The 21,865-nt window shown below is 21.0% G+C and carries 21 protein-coding genes and 1 other annotated feature; of the genes, 3 read left to right on the top strand and 18 right to left on the bottom strand.

Annotated elements, in window-relative coordinates:
- Positions 1-155: 155 nt before the first annotated feature.
- Both X271_RS01440 and X271_RS01445 read left to right on the top strand, forming a co-directional pair.
- A complete protein-coding gene (locus X271_RS01440) occupies positions 156-1,049 on the top strand; it encodes an aquaporin (protein WP_025208695.1) in 894 nt (297 codons plus the stop codon).
- A 120-nt stretch (positions 1,050-1,169) separates the two neighbouring features.
- Entirely contained in the window at positions 1,170-2,753 is a 1,584-nt protein-coding gene (locus tag X271_RS01445; RefSeq protein ID WP_025208696.1) for an AAA family ATPase, read from the top strand.
- On the opposite strand, the gene holA is transcribed toward X271_RS01445, so the two are convergent.
- Complete coding sequence (holA, locus tag X271_RS01450; protein ID WP_025208697.1) at positions 2,734-3,684, bottom strand: DNA polymerase III subunit delta; 951 nt, start codon at positions 3,682-3,684, stop codon at positions 2,734-2,736. The genes X271_RS01445 and holA overlap by 20 nt on opposite strands.
- A 53-nt stretch (positions 3,685-3,737) precedes the next feature.
- Between holA and X271_RS01455 the strand changes: the two genes are divergently transcribed.
- Complete coding sequence (locus X271_RS01455) at positions 3,738-5,057, top strand: Y-family DNA polymerase (protein ID WP_025208698.1); 1,320 nt, start codon at positions 3,738-3,740, stop codon at positions 5,055-5,057.
- A gap of 2 nt (positions 5,058-5,059) precedes the next feature.
- Here X271_RS01455 and nadE read toward each other — a convergent pair whose 3' ends face one another.
- From nadE to X271_RS01540, 17 genes are all read right to left on the bottom strand, one after another.
- Positions 5,060-5,785, bottom strand: coding sequence for an NAD(+) synthase (gene nadE / locus X271_RS01460; RefSeq protein WP_025208699.1), 726 nt, complete (start codon positions 5,783-5,785; stop codon positions 5,060-5,062).
- Complete coding sequence (locus X271_RS01465) at positions 5,769-6,518, bottom strand: hypothetical protein (protein WP_025208700.1); 750 nt, start codon at positions 6,516-6,518, stop codon at positions 5,769-5,771. The genes nadE and X271_RS01465 overlap by 17 nt, the downstream gene beginning before the upstream one ends.
- 70 nt (positions 6,519-6,588) lie before the next feature.
- On the bottom strand, positions 6,589-8,166 hold the full coding sequence (locus X271_RS01470; protein WP_025208701.1) for a V-type ATP synthase subunit I domain-containing protein: 1,578 nt from the start codon (positions 8,164-8,166) through the stop codon (positions 6,589-6,591).
- Between the two features lie 100 nt (positions 8,167-8,266).
- Positions 8,267-9,328, bottom strand: a complete 1,062-nt coding sequence (locus X271_RS01475; protein WP_025208702.1) for a cell division protein FtsZ — start codon at positions 9,326-9,328, stop codon at positions 8,267-8,269.
- Positions 9,329-9,497: 169 nt separating this feature from the next.
- Positions 9,498-11,336 carry a YfcC family protein gene (locus X271_RS01480; RefSeq protein WP_025208703.1) on the bottom strand — a complete coding sequence of 613 codons (1,839 nt, stop codon included), beginning with the start codon at positions 11,334-11,336 and terminating at the stop codon, positions 9,498-9,500.
- Positions 11,337-11,360: 24 nt separating this feature from the next.
- Positions 11,361-11,663 carry a 50S ribosomal protein L27 gene (gene rpmA, locus X271_RS01485; protein ID WP_025208704.1) on the bottom strand — a complete coding sequence of 101 codons (303 nt, stop codon included), beginning with the start codon at positions 11,661-11,663 and terminating at the stop codon, positions 11,361-11,363.
- Positions 11,664-11,680: 17 nt separating this feature from the next.
- On the bottom strand, positions 11,681-11,998 hold the full coding sequence (locus X271_RS01490; protein ID WP_025208705.1) for a ribosomal-processing cysteine protease Prp: 318 nt from the start codon (positions 11,996-11,998) through the stop codon (positions 11,681-11,683).
- Position 11,999: 1 nt separating this feature from the next.
- The gene (gene rplU, locus X271_RS03430; protein ID WP_025208706.1) at positions 12,000-12,485 is read right to left on the bottom strand and encodes a 50S ribosomal protein L21; all 486 of its coding nucleotides are present in this window, start codon (positions 12,483-12,485) and stop codon (positions 12,000-12,002) included.
- Between the two features lie 5 nt (positions 12,486-12,490).
- Positions 12,491-12,561 (bottom strand) — a sequence feature (ribosomal protein L21 leader region).
- Between the two features lie 84 nt (positions 12,562-12,645).
- The gene (greA, locus tag X271_RS01500; protein WP_128571634.1) at positions 12,646-13,161 is read right to left on the bottom strand and encodes a transcription elongation factor GreA; all 516 of its coding nucleotides are present in this window, start codon (positions 13,159-13,161) and stop codon (positions 12,646-12,648) included.
- Positions 13,162-13,271: 110 nt separating this feature from the next.
- A complete protein-coding gene (locus X271_RS01505; protein ID WP_158380602.1) occupies positions 13,272-13,919 on the bottom strand; it encodes a uridine kinase family protein in 648 nt (215 codons plus the stop codon).
- Positions 13,909-14,259, bottom strand: a complete 351-nt coding sequence (locus tag X271_RS01510) for a hypothetical protein (protein ID WP_025208709.1) — start codon at positions 14,257-14,259, stop codon at positions 13,909-13,911. Before X271_RS01510 ends, X271_RS01505 begins: the two co-directional genes overlap by 11 nt.
- A gap of 9 nt (positions 14,260-14,268) precedes the next feature.
- A complete protein-coding gene (gene ruvX, locus X271_RS01515) occupies positions 14,269-14,682 on the bottom strand; it encodes a Holliday junction resolvase RuvX (protein ID WP_025208710.1) in 414 nt (137 codons plus the stop codon).
- Complete coding sequence (alaS, locus tag X271_RS01520; protein ID WP_025208711.1) at positions 14,675-17,374, bottom strand: alanine--tRNA ligase; 2,700 nt, start codon at positions 17,372-17,374, stop codon at positions 14,675-14,677. The genes ruvX and alaS overlap by 8 nt, the downstream gene beginning before the upstream one ends.
- Positions 17,375-17,510: 136 nt before the next feature.
- A complete protein-coding gene (locus tag X271_RS01525; RefSeq protein ID WP_025208712.1) occupies positions 17,511-18,548 on the bottom strand; it encodes a hypothetical protein in 1,038 nt (345 codons plus the stop codon).
- Positions 18,549-18,606: 58 nt separating this feature from the next.
- A complete protein-coding gene (locus X271_RS01530) occupies positions 18,607-19,653 on the bottom strand; it encodes a hypothetical protein (protein ID WP_025208713.1) in 1,047 nt (348 codons plus the stop codon).
- Positions 19,654-19,701: 48 nt separating this feature from the next.
- On the bottom strand, positions 19,702-20,745 hold the full coding sequence (locus X271_RS01535) for a hypothetical protein (RefSeq protein ID WP_025208714.1): 1,044 nt from the start codon (positions 20,743-20,745) through the stop codon (positions 19,702-19,704).
- A gap of 33 nt (positions 20,746-20,778) precedes the next feature.
- Entirely contained in the window at positions 20,779-21,834 is a 1,056-nt protein-coding gene (locus X271_RS01540) for a hypothetical protein (protein WP_025208715.1), read from the bottom strand.
- Between the last annotated feature and the right edge of the window lie 31 nt (positions 21,835-21,865).

Raw genomic sequence — 21,865 nt, forward strand, 5'->3', positions numbered from 1 at the left:
ATTATATATTAATAAATTGATATAGTTATATAGAGATAAAATTACAAAATGATAATTAATATGGATAATTAATATTTAAAATTGTGTAAAATTATATTTATAACGTTCAATTTTAAATTAGTAATTTTAAGAGAAAGGCAAAATAGTTTTTCGTAATGAATAAAACGATAGTAAAAGACAAAAACAAAAAGAAAAGAAATTATTGAGATTTAATTGCAATAAATAAAAAATATCGTAATTGAAAAACAATTTTATTAGCAGAATTAATAGGTACATATTTACTTACACTTTGAATAATTCTTCCTTCATCAGTTAATTTTGATAGTATGAATAATTGATGAGGTTATATTTGAAGTCTAATGATTATGAAAGCTCTTTGAGTTGCTGGATTTATAGTTTTCATTGTTTATGTTTTAAGATATATTTCAGTTAATTTAAATCCTGCAGTAACTATAGGAGAAATAGCAAAAGGAAATGATAAATTACCAATTGGAATAGCAAAAATAAATGTGCAATTTGTTGGTGGTATAATGGCTGGGTTTACTGGTTTAGGTCTTGCTATCTTAACTGATAACAATTCTTCAACATTAGATGCAATAAGTCCAATTGTAAGATGAAATGATTGAAGTAATATTGGATCTATGGGATGATATGATAATCCAATCGCATCTAAAAATTATGCTGACTTTAATGGGGGTCAGGCTGCATTTGTTGCTTCTTCTATGGTATTAGAATTTTCTTATACTTTTGCTTTACTTGCTAGTGTATTTTATTGAGAGAAAAAAGTAAGTCATAATATGAGACCAATTGTAATTGGACTTATTGTTTGACTTGTGGTTACATTGGGAGTGAGAACAAATAATATTGCTCTAAATCCAGCTAGATTAGTAGGCCCAGCAATCGCTCAAACAGTAGGAGTAAATGCAGGATTTTTAACAAATAATATAAATTACACAGATTGAATGTGAGTTTATCTAGTTAGTGAATTTGCAGCAGCAGCATTATTTGCAATGATTGAATTAAATAAATCAAAGAAACTAGAAATATAAAAAAGAAAAACAAAAAAATCTAACAGTTACTTGTTAGATTTTTCATTCTTGATTATAAAATGAGAAAATTATATTAGTATAAAGGGTTTAATTTTGTAAAGAATAATTAAGAAGGGAAAAATGAAACTAGCGAAGATTTATATTAAAAGATTTAAAAATATTGAAAATTTAGAAATAAATTTTGAGAAATATAAAAATCTTATAAGTATCATTGGCTTAAATAATATTGGCAAAACAAATATTTTGGAAGCCATTTATTTTTTTGAAACTTTAAAAATTCGAAAATTACGCAAAAATGAAGAAAAATTTCAAAATGTAAGTTTCTTTTATAAGTTAGAAGAAGATGACCAAAGAAATTTTGATGATTATTTTTTAGAAATGAAAATGCAAAATCAAAATAAAAATAAAACAATTGAGAAAAATTTAAATGAAAAACACGAAAAGACAGCTGATAAGACATACAAAAAAAGCATAACAAATTGAGATAAATTACAAGAATTTGAAATAACTGTAGGATGAGATGATGAAATAAGAGATTATGTTAGATTTTTTCCAGAAGAAATCACTGATTCAAAATATTTTTATAAAAATATATATGAAAAAAATAAATTTAGAGTATTTTATTTTGATAAAACACAAAAGAAAGATTTTTTGGAAAATCAATTCTTTATTAAAAGTAAAATTTTTCGAAAAATTTTAAAAAGTATTAATCATGATCATTTTATTAAAAATTTTTATAAATATAACGATATTGAATTAAATATAGAAATTGGAAAAATCGAAAAAGCAATTAGTACTTTTTTATTTAGTAATTGAAATGATCGTGAAAATGAAAAATATATTGTAAAATTAATTTTACTTGATCGTAAATTAGGAAAATTTTCTTTAATTATAAATAATAAAAATAATAAGAAAAATACATTTCAACCTGAAGAAAGTAGTGATGGATTAATATCAATTATTTTTATGAAATTATCAATTGGAGAAACTTTTTTCAAAAGATTGATTTTAATTGATGAACCGAATACTTTTCTCCATTCTTTAGCACAAATTAATTTACTAAATTATTTTAAAAGTATTATTACAAAAAATGATTGTAAGTTAATTTATACAACTCATTCTGAGCATCTTGTCGATTCAGAAATTCCAATAATTTATAAAAATAAAAATAATTGAGAAATTAAAATTATAAAAGATATTAAAGAATATCAAGATATTCAATTAAAAGTATTAGCTAATAATTTATTAATAAATAATCCAATTAATTTAATTTTAAATAAGGAAAAAGATTTCTATAAATTTATTGAATTTTATAATAAAAAAGAATATAAAATGTCTCTTACTTTCATACATACATTACTTGAAAAAGAGATTAATATTTTCATATATAAATTAAATTTGAAAGATAAAATTACAAGTAAAAGTACTATATATGATAAATTAAAATTAATATTCGAAAAAGTAGAATTAGATAAAATAAAAATTAATCTTCCAATTGAAAAACAATTAATTGAAATTATTAAAAATAATTTTAAAAATTCATTATATCTTGCTTCTTTTCGTAACAAAGCAAGTTATGCTCACATTAATAATATAAAAGATCGCGATCTTGAAAATATAATTCCTATTGTGATCCTTACTTATCTTGCAAATATTGAATTTTTAAGAAGATTTCGCGAAATTGCTATTGATGGCAAGAAATAAGAATCATTTTTGCAATAAATAATTGATAGTTTATACGATTGGAATTAGATTTAAAAGAAATAACAATTCCAATTAATTTATTTAAAATTTTATTTATATAAAAATAACTATAATTATTTGCATTTTCAGTCATTTTTTTTAATCTATAATTATTAAGTTTCAATTCTAAAAGAGGGGTTTTATCTTCAATTTTGAGATTATAATAATTTTTTATTATAAGAATATATTGTAATTCTTTTATTAAATATTCAAGTATTAAAACAGGAGAAATATTATTTCCTTTTAAAAACAAAAGAATTTTATAAATATTTTGTTGATCTTTTTCAAGTAGAGCATCATATAATTTGAATATATTTTCACCAACATAATCATAAATAATTAAATTTAAATTTTTTAAATATTTTTGTTCTTTTATCAAAAATAATTTTTTTAATTCATTATTTAAAATATCATAATCATATTTTGTATATCTTAATAATTTTCTTAGGTCATTATAACTAAGATAATAATTATTATCTTTTAATTTTTTATTTAAAAAATTAAAAAGCTCTTTTTTATCTGGTTTTTTGATAGAAATTAATTCTAATTTTCTCTCTTTTATAAATTTAATAATAAAATCATTTTTATCATTAAATTTATTAGTACTTAAAATTAAATAATTATCAATATTTGTATTAAAAAATTTTTCTAATTTAATTATGAAATTTTTATTTATTATTTTTTTTTGCAAAAAAATACAATTATTTAAAATTACTAATTTTTTTTCTCCAAAAATAGAATTACTTAAATATTGATCAAAAAATTTATCAAATTCATTTTCTTCAAAATCAAAAATATAAATATTTTCTTTTTTAAAATTAGCAAAATTTATAATTTTTTCAATTTCTTGTTTTTTGATAAAAAAACTTTCTGATTCAATAATATATTTCATATTAATACTATTATAAATTATTTATAATTTATAAAAACAAGATAACAATAAAAATGAAACGAACCATTTTAACAATAGATGTTGATGCTTTTTTTGCTCAAGTAGAAGAAATTAAAAACATAAAATATAAATCTAAACCAATTGCAATTGGTAAAAAAATTAACGGAAGGGGTGTTGTTAGCACTTGCAATTATATTGCTCGTAAATATAATGTTTATTCTGGACAGCCTATTTTTAAAGCACAAAAAAGTTGTCCAAATTTAATTTTAATAGAACCTAATTTTAAAGATTACACTAATTATTCTGAAAAAATTTTTAAAATCATTAATAGTTTTTCTAATATTTTAGAAATATCATCAATTGATGAATGTTATCTTGATATTACAAAATTAATTACAGAAGAAAAAAATCCTTTTTATTGAGCTAAAAAGATTCAATCAACTATTTTTAATAAATTAAAAATTACTGTATCTATAGGAATTTCTAATCGCAAAGTTCTTGCTAAAATTGCATCAAAAATCAAAAAACCCTTTGGTATATATTCTATTTTTCAAAATGAAATAAAAGAAAAATTATGACCACTTCCAATTGATACATTTCATGGAATTGGATTACAAACTACAAAAAAATTTAATAATTTAAATTTAACAAAAATTGAGGACCTTGCAAAATTAAAAGCAAAAGATCAATATGTAATTTTGCGAAAACAAATTGGAAAAAACATTGATCTTTTAATAGATGAAGCAAATGGAATAGGAGAAGATAGCTTAGAAAATAAAGAAAAAGATCTTAAATCTATTTCTGCTCATAAAACTTTTCAAAATACTATTTTTGATTATGAAAATTTAATAAATGAATTAAAAGAATTAGTAAATAAAATAGTACAAAAACTTAATTATCGTAATCTTACAGCTCGTACTGTATTTTTAGTAACTAAAAATCGTAAAAATTTAAATAATGTAGAAAACACAATTGAAAAAGCAATATTATTAAGAAAAACACAAAGTAAACGAATTTTATTAGATCATTATGAAAATCAATATGAGATTATCTATTCTTATGCTTTAAAATTATTTGATAATTATTATAATGAAAATGGAATTGATTTTTTGGGAATTGGATTAGCTGATCTTAAAGATAAAATTTACATAAAAAAGCAACTTAAATTTGATCAATATTTTGAAGATAATTTTATAAAAAAAGAACAATCAATAATAAAGGAGGACAATTTAGATAATTTAATTTTAAATATAAATGGTTTTTTTAATAATAAAATTTTGATAAAAGGAAAATATCTATTAAAAGAAAACAAATATCAAGACAAAAGATTTTCAAATCGGGATCAAATTAAATTTAAAACATGAGGAAAATAATATTAATTTTTATATGAATTAAGTAATATATTTCTTTTATGATTACTTATTTTATTATATATTTCAATTTTATTTTTTATTTCTGAACTTACACTTTTTTTATCTTCTCAATATTTTTCAAGATCAGAATATTTAAATCCTAATTCATTTTCATCAGTTTGTCCATATCAAAGATCTGCACTTGGTTTTTGATTAATTAATTTTTCATCTAATTCTAATAATTTTGCAATTTTATATATTTCTGATTTTTTAAAATTAGCAAGAGGAAAGATATCAGCTACTCCATCTCCTCATTTTGTAAAATATCCCAGATATATTTCTGAATAATTTGAAGTACCAACAACAAGATAATTATTAATTTTTGCATAAGCATAAATTGTATTCATTCTTAATCTTGATTTAATATTACCTTTTACTTCTTTTTCTGCTTTTTTTATAAAATTTAAATCATCTATAAATTGATTAAAACTTTTATTTAAATTTACTATTTCCTTTTTTATTTTAATTTGTTTGATAATTTTATTAAAATTTGTAAAAGATTCTTCTGATGAATCAATATCAATAAATAATCCTGTTGAATTATCTGGAAATGCTAATTTAGCAAGCGAAGCAGCAACTGCACTATCTATTCCTCCAGAAATTGCAACACAAAGGCCATTTGCTTGTGCTTTTTTTACTTCTTTTCTTAATCAAAATATAATACTCTCAATTTTATTTTTTGTTATCATTTTCTATTCTAGTATTAGCCTTTTCTGTTTTTCTTGTCTTTTCCATTTTTAATCTAACAGTTTGCTTATTTTTTTCTTGTATTTTTTTTTCTGAATTATTTGAAATTGTTTTTTTATTTCCAATTTTATTTATTTTATTATTTTCATCTTTTAAAAATCTAAATTGTTTTTTAAATTCATCATTTTCAAATTTTAATGTTTTTTGCTTTATTCTTGATTTTTTTAAAAGAACTTTAGTTTTCTGTAATTTATCATCTCAAAGTCTTTTTTCCTCTTTTAATTTTTCAAATTCTTCATTTATTTTTAGATCAGATTTATATTTTTTTTCAGTTTCCCTTAATTTTGAATTTAATTTTAAAATTTCTTCATCTTTAAAATTAATTATTTGATTAATTTTTGTTATTTTTTCTTTTGCTTTTTCTAATTTTTCAATAATAAAATCTTTTTTTAATAACTCATTTTTATCAATAAAATTATTTTCAAGAAAATAAAAATAAATTAAACTAATTGCATTTGTAATACATTTTGTAATTTCTTTTTCATTTATTAACATTTCTTCTAAATTATCTATTTTAAGAAATTGATGGATTAATCTTTCAATTCCATAAATAATAATTTTTAAATTATGATTGGTATTTTTTTTTAAATTTTCATCATTAAAAATGTCTTTTAATAATTTTTTTGTTTGTCTAAGATGACTTAAAAGTTTTTTATTTTCAGTTTTGTTGGTCATAATAATATTGATCCCTTAAAATTTATAAAATAAAATTTAGACAAATATAAACGTCTAAATTTTTATAATTCTATTTTTTCTTTTTATTTAAAATATTATTAATCTCATTTAATTCTTCTTGGATTGTTCTAATTATTTCATCATCACTATCACTATCATCATAATCATATCTTGTGTTATTTATTCTTTTTCTTTCTACTCTTCTTGTAGATTTTAATAAATTATTTTCTTCTCTAACACCATTTTCAATTTTATTTACCTTATTAGATAATTTTTCAATTTCTTTTTCTAAAGAGAGAAGAATATTTTCCATTCGATTATTTTTTTGATTTGATCTTTTATCAATATTATATTTTTCTTTATATTTTTCTTCGATTTCCCGTTCAAGTTGTTGACGTGCAATTTGTTCAGTATTTTGTCTTACTAATCTTAAATTTTCTTCTTGTAATTTTTTTAAATTATCAAATTCATGATCGAGTGAACTTTTAAAATAATAATCATCATAATATTTATCTTTATTATAATTACTATTATTATTTTGACCTTGATGATAATAATTTTCCCGTTGATATTTTAAACGATTTAATTCTTCATTTTCTCTTTTTAATCTTTCTAATTCATCTTTTTCACGCATTATTTTTAGATATCTTAAATTACTTTCCTCTTCATCATATTTATCATCATATGATTTTTTACGTCCTCTTTTAGATTCTTGCTCTTTTTCAGCACGTAAATTTTCAAGTTCTTTTTTTAAAGAGTCTTGTTCACTTTTAAGAATATTTAATAATTCTCTTTCTTGTTTTAAAATTTCAAGCTCTTGTTTTCGTGATTCTAAATTTTCAACATTTACTTCAATTGTTTCTGGTTCATCTATTCTTTTTTCAATAGTTTTTTCTGAACTAATTTCTTCTTCAACTTGTTTTCTAGCTAATTCCAATGCTTCTTTTTCCGTTTGTTCTTTTGTTAATTCTAAACGTTTTTTCTCAAAATTTAATTTTTCTTGTTCTAATTTAAGTCTTTCTTTTTCAAGTTTAATTTCTTCAGAATCTTCTTTTATAACTATTTCATTTTCATTTTGTGGATTAGCATTTTCTTTTATTTGTTCTATATTATTAACTTTTTCAATATTTTTATCTTCTTCAAAATTATTTACAGGTTCATTAGTTACTTCTGGTTCTTTATTACCTTCGCCTTGCTGTGTTTTCATTTCTTCTATCATTATTAATTGTTCAAGACGATTTATAGAATATTCTTCAGGATTTTTAATTCCAAGAGCAAGTGCTTTTTCAATTAATTTTGCTTGATCTTGATTATTATCTGTAAAATTATTATTTGAAGATTTTGTTTTTTCTAATTTTTTACGTTCTTTTTTGGAAATTTTTTGCTTTTTTTCTTTTTTGGGATTTAAAGAAAACTCATCTTCCATTCCTGCTAATTTTGATTTTGTCTGTTTTTTCTTAATTATTCTATTTCTTAATTTACGATTTTTAAAAAAAATTATAAGTAAAAGCGTAAGGAACAACAAAAAAATAAAAATCAATACAATTAATGCGATCATTAATGGCATATTGTTTTCTCAAACATTTTGTCAATCCACACCTAAAGTTTGTGAATGCATAAGATTTAATGTTAATATTTTTAAACTCATAATTTTTATTATATCACGCAATTATTTTAATAAAATAAATTTTTATCTAAAATAAATAGCAAAAAGTTAATATTAATAATATTAACTTTTTAATTTTCTTTTATTTTGAAAAATATTTTTCTTCGATATCTTTTATATCATCTGTAAGTACTATTTTATCCATTCCAGTTAATATTAAAGAAATTTTTACATTATCCTCTAAAGCTTGGTTATTTGTTACTCCAAATATAATATCTAAATCATGACTTACTTTTTCTAAGATTTTATTAACAATAAATCTTACATATTCCATTTTTAAAATATTTGGTGATCCAGAAATACTTAAAAGTGCTTTTGTTGCTGTTTTAACATCAGAAGGAATAAAAGTAAGATCAAATAATTTATCAATTGCTTCTTCAAATTTTTCTTTATTTTTATCTAACCCGTTTCCATCAATTCCTTTTGCAAAAGCAATATTTATAAATCCTCCACCTGAATCTTTAACTACTTTTCTAATATCAGCAAGATCAAGATTTATTAAAGCGTCTTCTAATAATAAATTTAAAATTGTAATTATTCCATCGCCTAAGTATTTATCAGCTTTTACGAATGTATGTTCAACTGTATCTGAAGAATGTTTTTTGAATAAATCATTATTATTTATAACAATAGACAAATCAGCATATTTTTCCATTGTTTTTAAACCTGTTAATGCATTATCCATTCTTTCTTTTCCCTCGAAAAGAAAAGGTAATGTTGAAACACCAATAGTTAAAATACCAAGATTTTTTGCAAGCCTTGCAATGTAAGGTCCTGCTCCTGTTCCTGAGCCTCCACCCATTCCTGTTGCAATAAATAAAAGTTTTTTATCAGCTAATCATTTTTCTAATCATTCTCGATCTTCTGCTGCTGCTTTTCATCCAATATCAGGATTTGATCCAGCTCCAAGACCTCTTGTTAAACGACGACCAATTAATTTACGTTCAAAAAATTTCAATTGGTCTTTTTTGTTTCCTTTTCTTTGTTTTTCCAATGCTTGAATATCTGTATTTATTGCTAAGAAACTAACATCAAAGGGTGCAAATTTATATGCATTGTTAGCAATGGCATTTGTTCCACCACCACCTGCACCAATAATTCCTATTTTTATTTTTTTAATTGGTTTTCTACTTTTTTCAGCCATAAAGTTTATTTACTTCCTTTTTTTGAATGTCTTTAAATTAAAGATCCTTAAATTTAAAATTAATATTTACTTATAATACAAAAAGAATTATAACAAATAAATAAAATATAAAACTTTTTTGTGATTTATTTTAAATTTTAAAAATAAACAATAAAAATTACTTTTTTTTCTAAATTATCATTAATATTGGAATTACAAGAGCAACAGTTAATACTATTAATATTGAAACATAAGGATAAATTGCCTTTAAATAATCTTTATATTCAACCCCAGCAGAATCAAGTGAAGTAAGAACAACAGCTTGTGTTGGTGTAACCATATTAGCAATTCCTTCTGCAATTACAAACATAAGGACCGTCCCCCCTAATATTTGAACAATTTCTGGATCAATATCATTTTGTCCAGTAATATTAAAAGCTTGTGCAATTATTGGAAATCAAAGAACAGCAAGTGAACTTGTAGAAGGAATAATCATTGAAAAAACTAAGAAAATAATAAACATTATTAAATAATATAGATAAATATTTTCTTGTCCAGGAATTGTATTTGGATTTATAAATGTATAAATAAGTCCAGAATAAATCATAACAATTGAAACTGCACGGGCAATCGCAATTATTACAACAAGTCCAATCATTCCTTTCATTCCATCATAAATATATTTTGTTCAATCTTTTACTTTTAATTTATTAACAATTATTAATAAAAATATTCCAAAAAAGAATAATCCAGCAGTTTCATAAAATCCTCATAATCCAAACGGAACAACAATTGTCGAAAATACAAATAAAAAACTTGAAAAGAAATTATTTCAATTTTCAACATATGTTTCTTCATCTAATCCCAGAAGATCGACCCAAGGCATAAAACCTATAATCATTATCAAAATTACAAAGGCAAAAATAATTAAAGAATAAAATTGTTTATGCGTCATTTTTTTAAAATCTTTTAAATCAGTAGATAGATTCTGTTCAATTTTTTTAAGTTCTTCATTATGAATATCTTCTTCAATTTTTTCAGGAACTTTTTTTGTTTTATAAGCAAAAAAAGTAACAAAAGAAGCTCCTATTGCTGTAATTAAGAATCAATATACTAATCTAAAAAAGAATAATGTTCCTGTAGAAATTCCTGCTGCATCAGAAGCAATTCCTGTTGCAAAAGGATTAATTACTGAAGCTGCCATTCCTGTTGTATTACCAACCATCATAACCATTACTGCAATAATAGGTTCAAATCCGATTAAAATCATCATCGGAGTAACAATTGAATAATAAGCAAGTGATTCTTCTTGCATTCCTCATATTGTTCCAAATGCAGAAAATGTAATAAATAAAATTGGAACAATATAAATTTGTTTTGATTTTAATTTAAATAAAAGAGAACCAATTAAAGCATCAAAAGTTTTTGTTTGAATAATGATTTCAATAAAAGCACCTAAAGCAAATAGATAAATCATTATTGGAAATGCTTGAATAAATCCTGCTACAATCAAAAGAAAAATATCATATAAACCATAAAATCCATTTTGTGGTGCAACTGCAGAAAAACTATCACTATCAGCAATAATCTGATCTAATGTATCTTGATAACCATTATCTATTAAAAATTGATTAATATTAAAATCAGGAGGTAGTAAATTATTTATAAAATCATTTATTGTACTAGAATCAATAAAGTAATTTTGAAAAATATAGATATTTTCTTCTTGATATTCTCATCAAGAATCATGAGGGACAACTCAAGTTAAAAAAATAAAAAAGAGAAGTAAAGTAAGAACAATTAAAATTGAATGTAATTTAAATTTACCTTTCTTCTTTTTCCCCTCTTTATTATCTTTTTCTTTTTGGTCTAGATAATAAATTTTATTATCAGATTTATTTTTATCAGTAAGTATTTTATTATTAGTATTAATTTGCGAGTTTATTTCTTCTTGTTCTTTTTCTTTTGAATTTAAAAAAGGACTATCTGAAAATAAATTATTATTCTCAGAAAAAGAATTGTTAAGCATTTTTTTTAAAAGAATATAAAATTTTTATCCTTTTTCTTCACCACCTTCTGATATCGGAATCACATTAACAGTTAATTTTCCATTTTTTTTATAATATTTTACAATCCCATTTAAAGTTGCAAATAAAGTATCATCTTTTCCTCTTTTTACATTTAAACCTGGATGAATTTTTGTTCCCCGTTGACGATAAATAATTGCTCCACTTTTAGCAATTTGCCCATCAGCAAGTTTTTGTCCTAATCTTTTGCTATGAGAATCTCTTCCATTTTTTGAAGAACCTGCACCTTTTTTATGTGCAAAAAATTGTAAATCCAACTTATATCTTAATTTAAACATTTTCTCTCCTATCCTATTTTTATTTTTATATTATCGTAATTATCTTCTTGAAGGGTACTAAGAGAATAATATAATCCTTTTAGTAAAATTTGATTTTGTATTGTTATCTTTAAAATATTTATTTCAATTAAATTATCTTTAATTAAAATCTGACAATTATTATGATCTAAATTGTCCAAACTGTTTACGGTTCCAAATATTATTGCAGAACATCCTGCACAAATTAATTTATTTTTTAAATCATCTTTGTTTAAATCAGCATGTCCTTTTATTTTAAATTTAATAAACTCTTGTTGTTTATTTTTATAAAAATTTATAAAAATCATCTTATTTTTGATCTTTTTGCTTTTGATCTATATCATTAGTTTTTATTTTATCTGCTTTTTTAAGATCAGATTGATCAATTTTTTTCTCAATTAATTTTTGATTAGTAGTAATTTCTTTTATTTTATTTTTCTTATCATCATTATTATCAATATATTTATCAATTACTTGATCTTTATAAATAATTTCTTCGACCAAAAGTCTTGTATAAGGTTGCCTATGACCCTGTTTCCGTTTTCAGTTTGATTTTTGCTTAGTACGAAAAATAATAAGTTTTTTATTTTTCCCTTGTTTTTGTATTCGAGCTTTTATTTTAGCATCAATTTTAGGTGTTCCTGCGATTAGATTTTGTCCATCATAAATTGCAAGGACATTTGTAAAGATATATTCGCTTCCAATTTCTGAATTTAATTTTTCTACTCAGATAGCAGAACCAACATTAACTTTAATTTGTTTTCCACCCGATTTTATAATCGCGTATTTTAACATTTCTCTTTCCTCCAAAGACTCACCCTTTTTGGTAGTTTATAACTTTTAAAACCTAAAGGAGTGGTTGTTGTAAGATAATTTAAATTTAAATAGTAGTAATAATTTTAAATTTTCTCTAATTAAAATTTTATCTTAATTCACTCATTAAAAATAATTATTTTTAATTTTTAACTGAGATAATTTTTATTTCATAATTTCCAATAGGTGTAATTACTGTAACAACATCACCTTTTTTATGATTTAATAATGATTTAGCAAAAGGAGAATCATTTCCTATTTGTGGAAGGTTTAAAAGTGAATTTGCTTCAATTGAACCAACTATTTGCACTTTTCTGTTTCCTCTTTCACCTTTTTTTTGATATTCAACAATTGATCCCAATTGAATATTATTACTTTTTTTAATATCAACTATTTTTACTTTTGATAAGATATCTTCAAGCTCAAAAATTTCAGATTCAATTTTAGCTTGTTTATTTTTAGCAGTATCATAATCAGCATTTTCACTTAAATCTCCTTGCTCTCTTGCTGCTTTTAATTCTTTTAAAATTTGTGGACGAATTATATTTACTAATTCTTTAAGTCTATTTTTCTTATCTTCATATCCCGATTTTGTTAACAGAATTTTTTCTCCTGTCATATCTTTTCCGACATTTAAATCTTCTCTCTTTTTATTCATAATTTTCCTTAATCAATAAATAATAACAATTTTAAATAAATATTAAAATAATATTTAATATATAAACATATAAATAATACCACTATTTAATTAAAATTAATATATTCAATTTAATAAATTATTAAATTGAATATATTTTGTGCTTTTTTTGTAATATTTGTTTTTTTATCATCATTATTTTCAATAATATAATCTGCTTTTTTGCTATCTTTTTCAATATATTTTTTAAACATTGGATTAATTTGTTCTTCTCATCTTAAAATAAAATCATTACAATCAAATGAATTTTTATTACGATAATCACGATCTCTTTTATATCTTCGAATAAGTCTTAAATCACCATCTGCTTCAATATAAAATTTTTTAAAAGCATTCTTTATTAATTTCTCATTAAATAAAGCAAATATTCCTTCAATGATTATATATTCTGTTGGTTCGATTATAAATGTTTTATCTAAATCATAATCACAACTTACAAAATTATATATTTTCCTTTCAATCTTTTTGTTTGCAAATAATTTATTTAAATCACTATTTAATTCTTTTCAATTTATTGTATTTGGATCATCAAAATTAATCTCTCGAAGATTTTTTATATTAAAAATCTTTTTAATTTCTTCTGCTCCGTAATAATAATTATCAATTGAAAAAAATGAAACGCTATGTTCTTTTTTTAAAAAAATATTAGCAAGTTCAATTGAAATCTTGCTTTTGCCAGAAGCTGTTCCTCCTGATATCAAAATAATTTTACTTTTCATTTTTATCATTATTTAATTTTTTAATTAATAATTCAATAAGTTCATTTTTATCATTTTTATCATTAAAATTTATATCTAAATTGATTAAGGCTTTTCTTAATTCTTCAATTGATAGTAAATTAAAATAATTAAAATAATCTTGATCATTTTTAAAATCAATATTTGCTTCTTGATTTATAATACTATTTTTTGCTTTTTTTAAATCATTTTTTAAAAAATTATTATTCTTGAGATATTTTTTTTTAATATAATGAATTCTAACATTTACAATTATTAAAATTAAAACAGAAATTATCGAAACAATTATTAAAGATAATGTAAGAGCTTCTGCTGTTGTCATTTTTTAAATTTAAACTTTCTGTAAATAATCTGTAAGCATAACATAAGCAGCAAATAAATCTTTATTTTTCTTATAATCTATTTTCTTATTTTTAATAATTTCTTCTGCTCTTTTAGTTGTAAATCTTTCATCAAACAAAAAAATTTTAATATCTTGATTAATTTTTGCTTTAAGATATTTTAAGAAAATTTCAACATATTCTGTTGCCTTTGTTTTTGTTCCATTTGTTTTAAGGGGATAACCAATAATTAATGTATCTAAGTCCTTATATTTCTCTAGTAAATCTAAAATTATTAAAGAAGCTTCTTCAAAATTAAATCTTTCAAAAAAATAATTTTTTAAAGGAATTGCAATAATATTATTCTTATCACTAATACAAACGCCGAGACTTTTTTCTCCAACATCAATCGCTAATTTACGCATTTTCTTTTTCCTCGATAAATTTTTTAATGATTTCTTTTATTTTTATTAAATTAATAACTCTTCCACCAAAAATATATAGTTGATTTTTCCCTCCCCCTTGTAAACCATTTTTTTTCAAAATTTCAATAAAATGATCAATTTCATTTATAAATAAATTATTTTTCCCTAAAATGATAAATAATGTATATTTATCATCTTTAAACAAAGCAAGAAATAATGTTTTATTTTGATAATTTTTAATTACTTGAAGAGAAATTGCAATTAAATCTTTTTGTAAAAAATTTTCTAAATCATAATAAATTAAATTTTTATTTTGCTCTAATATCTTTTCTAATTTGCTTTTTAATTTTTCGTTTTTTAAATTATTGATAAAATCAAAAATATCTTTACTTTTTATAATTATATTATTTAATTTAAATTTAAAATTATCATCACTTAAATTTAAATTTAAAATTTCTTGTTTAATATTATTTAAATCAATTAATTTTTCTGATGAAATAACTTTCTTATTTTCATAAATTAATTGATCAATTTTTTTTATTAAATTATTCCCTTTTTTATTTAATAATTCAATATTTTGTGAAATTAAATATTTTTTGATTTCTTCTTTTCCACTTATCGCAATTAATCGATAAACTCCTGAACCTTTTTTTTCTAATTTTACAATTTTAATTTCCTCAATTATCTTGATATTATCAACATGTGTTCCTCCACAAAGATCAATAGTTTTTTCATTTAATTTAACAACACGAACAAAATCCTTATAATTTTTTGTTTCAAGATAACCTGGATTTAATTTTAAAGCATCTTCTAATTTAAGAATTTTAATTTCCGATTTAAATCCTTTTCTAATTCAATCATTTACAATTTTTTCTGCTTTTTTTAAATCCTCTCATAGAAGATTTTTACTATAAGCAAAATCAAATCTTAAATAAGAAGAATCTACTTTAGATCCCTCTTGTTTTAAAGTTTGATTAAGTGTAATTTCTAAAGCTTTAAATAATAAATGTGTAGCAGAATGATTTTTTGTTAATTTTTCTCTACGATCAAGATCAATTTTTAATGATACTTCTTGTCCTATTTTAAAAGGATTTTCCTCTAGCAAATGAATAAATAGATCATTTTCTGTTTTAAATACAGTAAGAACATTTATATTATCAATTGTTCCTAAATCAGATTCTTGTCCTCCAGAAGTTGCATAAAAAATTGTTTTATCACAAACTAAATAATTATCTTTAATTGCAATTACTTTTGCTTTTATTATTTTTTGATAATCTTTATAACCTAAAAATTCTGTATTTTTAAAGTTAGGAAATAATTTTTTTTGTATTTTCATCCCTTTTGTAAAATTAGTATTTTGTTTAGATTTTAATTTAAATTGATCATTTAAATATGCTAATCTTTTATAATCGACTTCTATCTGATATTTTTTTGCAATTTTTTTAAGATAACTTAAATTTAAAGGTAATCCATATGTTTCATGTAATTTAAATAAATGATCTGTATCTAATTTATTTAATTCTTTATATTCAAAAAGAATTTTAAGAGCTTGTGTATATGTTTTATTAAATTTATCTGCTTCATCAAAAATTAAATTTAAAATTTTTTCTTGATTTAATAATAAATGAGGATAAGCTTGCTTTTCATTTTGACAAATTATAGGAATTAAATTTGTAAAAAAATCATAATTAATTTCTAATTGCTCCGCAATAATTATTGATTCTCTTAATAATCTTCTAATAACATATCCTCTGCCTGTAGAACTAAAATTAGCTTGATCAGCTAACATAAAAGTAATTGATCTAGTAAAATCTGCAATTTTTTTAAATTCACTATTAATTTCTCATTGTTTTTTATTTTCTTTTAATAATTTTGTAGGATGATAATTCCATAAATATTTATAAGTTGATAATTTTTCTAATTCTTTAATTATTGGTTTAAAAATATCTGATTCAAAATTGGTTGGTGTTTTTTGAAATATCATTGCTAATCTTTCAAGTCCTGCACCTGTATCAATATTTTTCTGTGGTAATTCTTTATAATTATTATTTCCATCATTATTAAATTCAGAAAAGACAATATTTCAAATTTCAATAAATCTATCATTTTCAATATCTCTTTCAATTAATGTTTTAGCATCTCGTTTATCAAAATTTATTCCTCGATCATAAAAAATTTCTGTAGATGGACCACAAGGTCCCTTTCCGATATCTCAAAAATTAGTATCTCGACCCATTTTAAAAATATGATTTTTTGCAATGCTTTTTTTAATTCAAAAATTATATGCTTCATTATCATCTTCAAATACTGTAATATAAATTTTTTCTTTCGAAAAAGCAAAATATTTTTCTGAAAAAAGCAACTCATAAGCATAATCAATTGCTTCTTTTTTAAAATAATCACCAATTGAAAAATTACCAAGCATTTCAAAAAATGTTTGATGTCTTGCGGTAATTCCAATTTTATCAATATCGCCTGTTCTAATTGAACGCTGATAATTAACAAGACGTTTGCTTGGTGGTTTTTTTTCTGCACTAAAATATTTTTTTAAAGTTGCAATTCCTGAATTTATTCATAAAAGTGAATTATCATTTTTTGGAATTAAAGAAGAAGAAGGAATTAATAAGTGATTTTTTTCTGTAAAAAAATCAATTCATAATTTTCTTATCTGATTTGAATTTAATTTTTTCATACTAAAAAAATTATATCTTTTACAAATAGATTTATTAATTAAATTATGATTATTTTAGATTTTTTAAAATAAATATTTCTAGGAAACAAAAAAAATATAATCACAAGAATAAATAATGTAATAGTAAAATATTATTTTAAATAGTTTTTTTACTTTTAGATAAGATTAATCCAACACTTCCTAAAAATAAAATATAAAAATAAGGAATTATAATATAAGCAGATCATAATAGACATTTGAAACTAAACATTTGATACTTAAATAAAACTCATGTACTAGGATTATTTATATCAATTATAATTTGATCATTAGGAAGATTTATTCCTGGAAGAGTAATAGTTACATAACGAAAAGTATCATAAAGCATATCAAATTGTCCTCATTTTGTAATTCAATAATAAGGATTTATCATCTGCATAAAATTACGAAATGTAAATGTATTAAAATATCTTTTTTCAATTGAAATATTTCGATCAAAATAAGGTTTAAAAGTAATAATTTGACTTTCTTGATTATAGCTATATAAAATATCATTTGGATTACTACTTGGAGTTGGATTGAAAAAAATATCAACTTCTAGTGTTCCTGAAAACATAATAAAAATAATAAATAAAAATATTGAAATTAAAATAAAATTAGCAAAATTTTTACTTAAATTTTGAATTAAAAAAGCAAGAACAAAAGTAATTAAGAAAATAATAATAAGATAGTAGATAAAAATTCCTCATCGATAATCAGTAATATTTCTTATTTGATAATGATGATCAGGAGAGTTTCAACTAGAAATTGCCATCAAATCTAATTGCATAAAAATAAAAGTAATAAATAATGTAACTAAAAAAGTAGCAAATGCTACAATTATTAAATTTAAAAATATCGGAAGATATATATATAATTTATTATTAACTTTTTGTTTTACTAATATATAAAAATGAGACCTACGAAAATTAAAAAAAAGCATTCCATAAAAGATAAATACATTAAATACAATTGTAAATGCAAATACACTATCAATTACTAAATAAGAGGGAAAGCTTGTATAAAAAGCAATTGTAAATATAAGAGGAACAAATAATATTAATATATAAAATCAAAATGACAAAATCATTTTTCTAAAATATAGAACTGTAAGATTTATTCAATTTATATTTCTATAAATTTTAAAAATTTTCATTTTTTCAAATTATAAAAAAATTATATTAAACATAATTATCATATAATACTTCTAATTATTATATATTTTTCTCTTTTTTTGCAATAAAAATTCCTAAAAAACCATAAAACAAAATGAATAAATAAGGAACCAAAATATAAGAAGACCACAATAAACATTTAAAACTAAACATCTGATATTTAAATAAAACTCATGTACTAGGATCATTTACATCAATTATTAATTGATTATTAGGAAGACCTATTCCTGGAAGAAGTAATGTTGTATTACGATAATTATTAAAAAGCATATCATATTGTCCTCATTTTGTAATTCAATAATAAGGATTTATCATCTGCATAAAATTACGAAATGTAAATTTATAAAAATACTTATTTTGAATATTTAATGGATCATTACGATTAAAATAAGGTTTAAATGTAACAATTTGACTATCTTGATTATAACTATATAAAATATCATTTGGATTGCTACTAGGTACTGGACCTAAAAAAGCAGAAATTTCTAAAGTACCGGAAAAAACAACAAATAAAACAAATAAAAAAATTGAAATTATCATAAATCTATTAAAAGTTTTACTTAAATTTTGGATTAAAAAAGCAAGAACAAAAGTAATTAGGAAAAAAATAATAAGATAATAGATAAAAATTCCTCATCGATAATCAGAAATGCTTCGAATATGATAATAATGATCAGGAGAATTTCAACCAGGAACTGACATTAAATCAAATTGAAGAAATAAATATGTAATAAAAAGAGTAACAGTAAAAGTAAAAATTACAACTATTATTAAATTCAAAAAGATCGGAAGATAAACATATATTTTATTATTATTAAATTTTTGTGTTATTAATATATAAAAATGTGATCTTCTAACATTAAAAAATAAAATTCCATAAAATATAAGAACATTAAATACAACAGAAAAAGCAAATACACTATCAATTACTAAATAAGAAGGCGTATTCGTAAAAAAAGAAATACAAAATAAAAAAGGAATAAAAATTACTAATATATAAAATCAAAATGATAACATCATTTTTTTAAAATAGAGGTTAGTAAGATTTACTAAATTTATATTTTTTTCAAAATTAAAATAATCCATTTTTTATAGTAAAATAATTATCTGAATAATTTGATTCCTTTTATTATTTTAATTATGATATATTTTCTTTACTTTCAAAATTATAATTCCTAAAAAACCATAAAATAAAATAAAAAAATAAGGAAGAAAAAGATAACAAGATCATAATAAACTCTTAAATGAAAACATTTGATATTTAAGTAAAACTCATGTATTAGGATCACTTGCATTTATTATTAACTGATCATTTGGTAAACCAATTCCTGGAAGCATAATTGTTGTAATACGATAATTATCAATAAAAATATCAAATTGTCCTCATTTTGTAATTCAGTAATATGGATTTATCATCTCTAAAAAATTACGGAATGTAAATGTTCTAAAAAATTCTTTCTCAATAAAATAGGGATCATTATAATCAAAATAAGGTTTAAAAGTAATAACTCGATTAACAGGATCATAACTATATAAAAGATCATCAGGATTATTACTAGGTACTGGATTTAAAAATATAGTTATTTCTAATACTCCCGAAAAAAAGAAAAAAAAGACAAATAAAAAAATTGAAATTAAAATATAACTATTAAAACTCCTACTTATCGCTTGAATTAAAAAAGCAAGCATAAAAGTAATAAAAAAAATAATTGCAATATAATAAATTAAAATCCCTCATCGATAATCCGAAATATCTTTTATTTCGTAATAATGATCTGCATTAGTTCAATTTGCGATTGCCATCCAATCTAATTGCATAAAAATAAAAGTAATAAAAAGGGTAATTAAAAAAGTAATAATACTAACAATAATTAAATTTAAAAATAAAGGAATATAAATAAATAATTTACTTTTAAATTTTTGTTTTACTAATGGATAAAAATGTGATCTACGAAAATTAAAAAATAAGATTCCATAAAAAATTAAAACATTTAATACAATTGTAAATGCAAATATATCGTTAATTGTAAGAAAAGCTGGTAGGATTGTATAAAAAGAAATTGATATCATTAAAGGAACAAAAATCAGAAAAATATAAAATCAAATTGATAAAACCATTTTATTAAAATAAAATGAAGTAAGATTTATTCAATTTATATTTCTACTATTTTTATTCATCTAAGCTTTAAAATTTATTTCTATAATAATACTTTAATTATGATATATTTTTACTTTCTTTGTAATTATAATTCCTAAAATTCCGTAGAAAAAAACAAAAATATAGGGAACAAAAATATAACTAGATCACAATCAATTTGTAAATGAAAACATTATATAATCATATTTTACTCATGTACTAGGATCATTAGGATTTATCGATATTGGATCTATTCCAGGAAGTGTAAGTGATGTAGTTCGATAAAAATCAACAAAAATATCAAATTGCCCTCATGCTGTAAGATAATAATAAGGATTAAACATCTGAATAAATCGATAAACGGAAAAATCTGTAAAAAATCTTTTATCATAAAAATCTGGATCATTACGATCAAAATAAGGTTTAAAAGTAAGAACTTGTGTATTTTGATTGTAACTATATAAAAGATTATCTTCTGTTCCTTCTTTAAATCTTGGTGTATCAAATGCAGAAACTATTCCAAAAGTACCAGAAAAAAGAATTTCAAGAATTATTATAAATAAGCAAAATAAAAGATATGTATTAAAATTATTACTTAAAGTTTGAATTAAAAAAGCAAGAGTAAAAGTAACTAAAAAAGTAATTATTAAATAATAAATTAAAAGCCCTCAATCAAAATCTTTAATATCTTTTATTTGATAATAATAATTATCATTATATGTTCAAGTTTGCAAAAATAATCAGTCTAAACTTTCAAATATTGCAAAAAAGCAAATTGCAATAATTGTTGTAAATATTACAACAATTATTAAATTTAAAAAAATGGGAAAATAAATAAGAATTTTTCGATCATTAAATTTCTGACTAATTAAAGGATAAAAGTGTGATCGATGAAAATTAAAAAATAAGATTCCATAAAAAAGCAAAACATTAAAAATTACAGAAAAAGTAATTACACTATCTATTACCAAAAAATCAGGAGTTTGTGTAAGGAAAGAAAAACAAAATAAAAAAGGAACAAGAATAACTAAAAAATAAAACCAAAAAGAAAAAAACAATTTTTTTAGAAAAAAAACTGTAATTTTATTTAAATCTAAATAATATAAAAAACTTGTTTTTTCTTTTCTCATCTTTACATCATATATTAATTTTAAATTTCTT

The sequence above is a fragment of the Candidatus Hepatoplasma crinochetorum Av genome (assembly GCF_000582535.1).
GTDB classification, from domain to species: domain Bacteria; phylum Bacillota_I; class Bacilli_A; order Mycoplasmatales; family Hepatoplasmataceae; genus Hepatoplasma; species Hepatoplasma crinochetorum.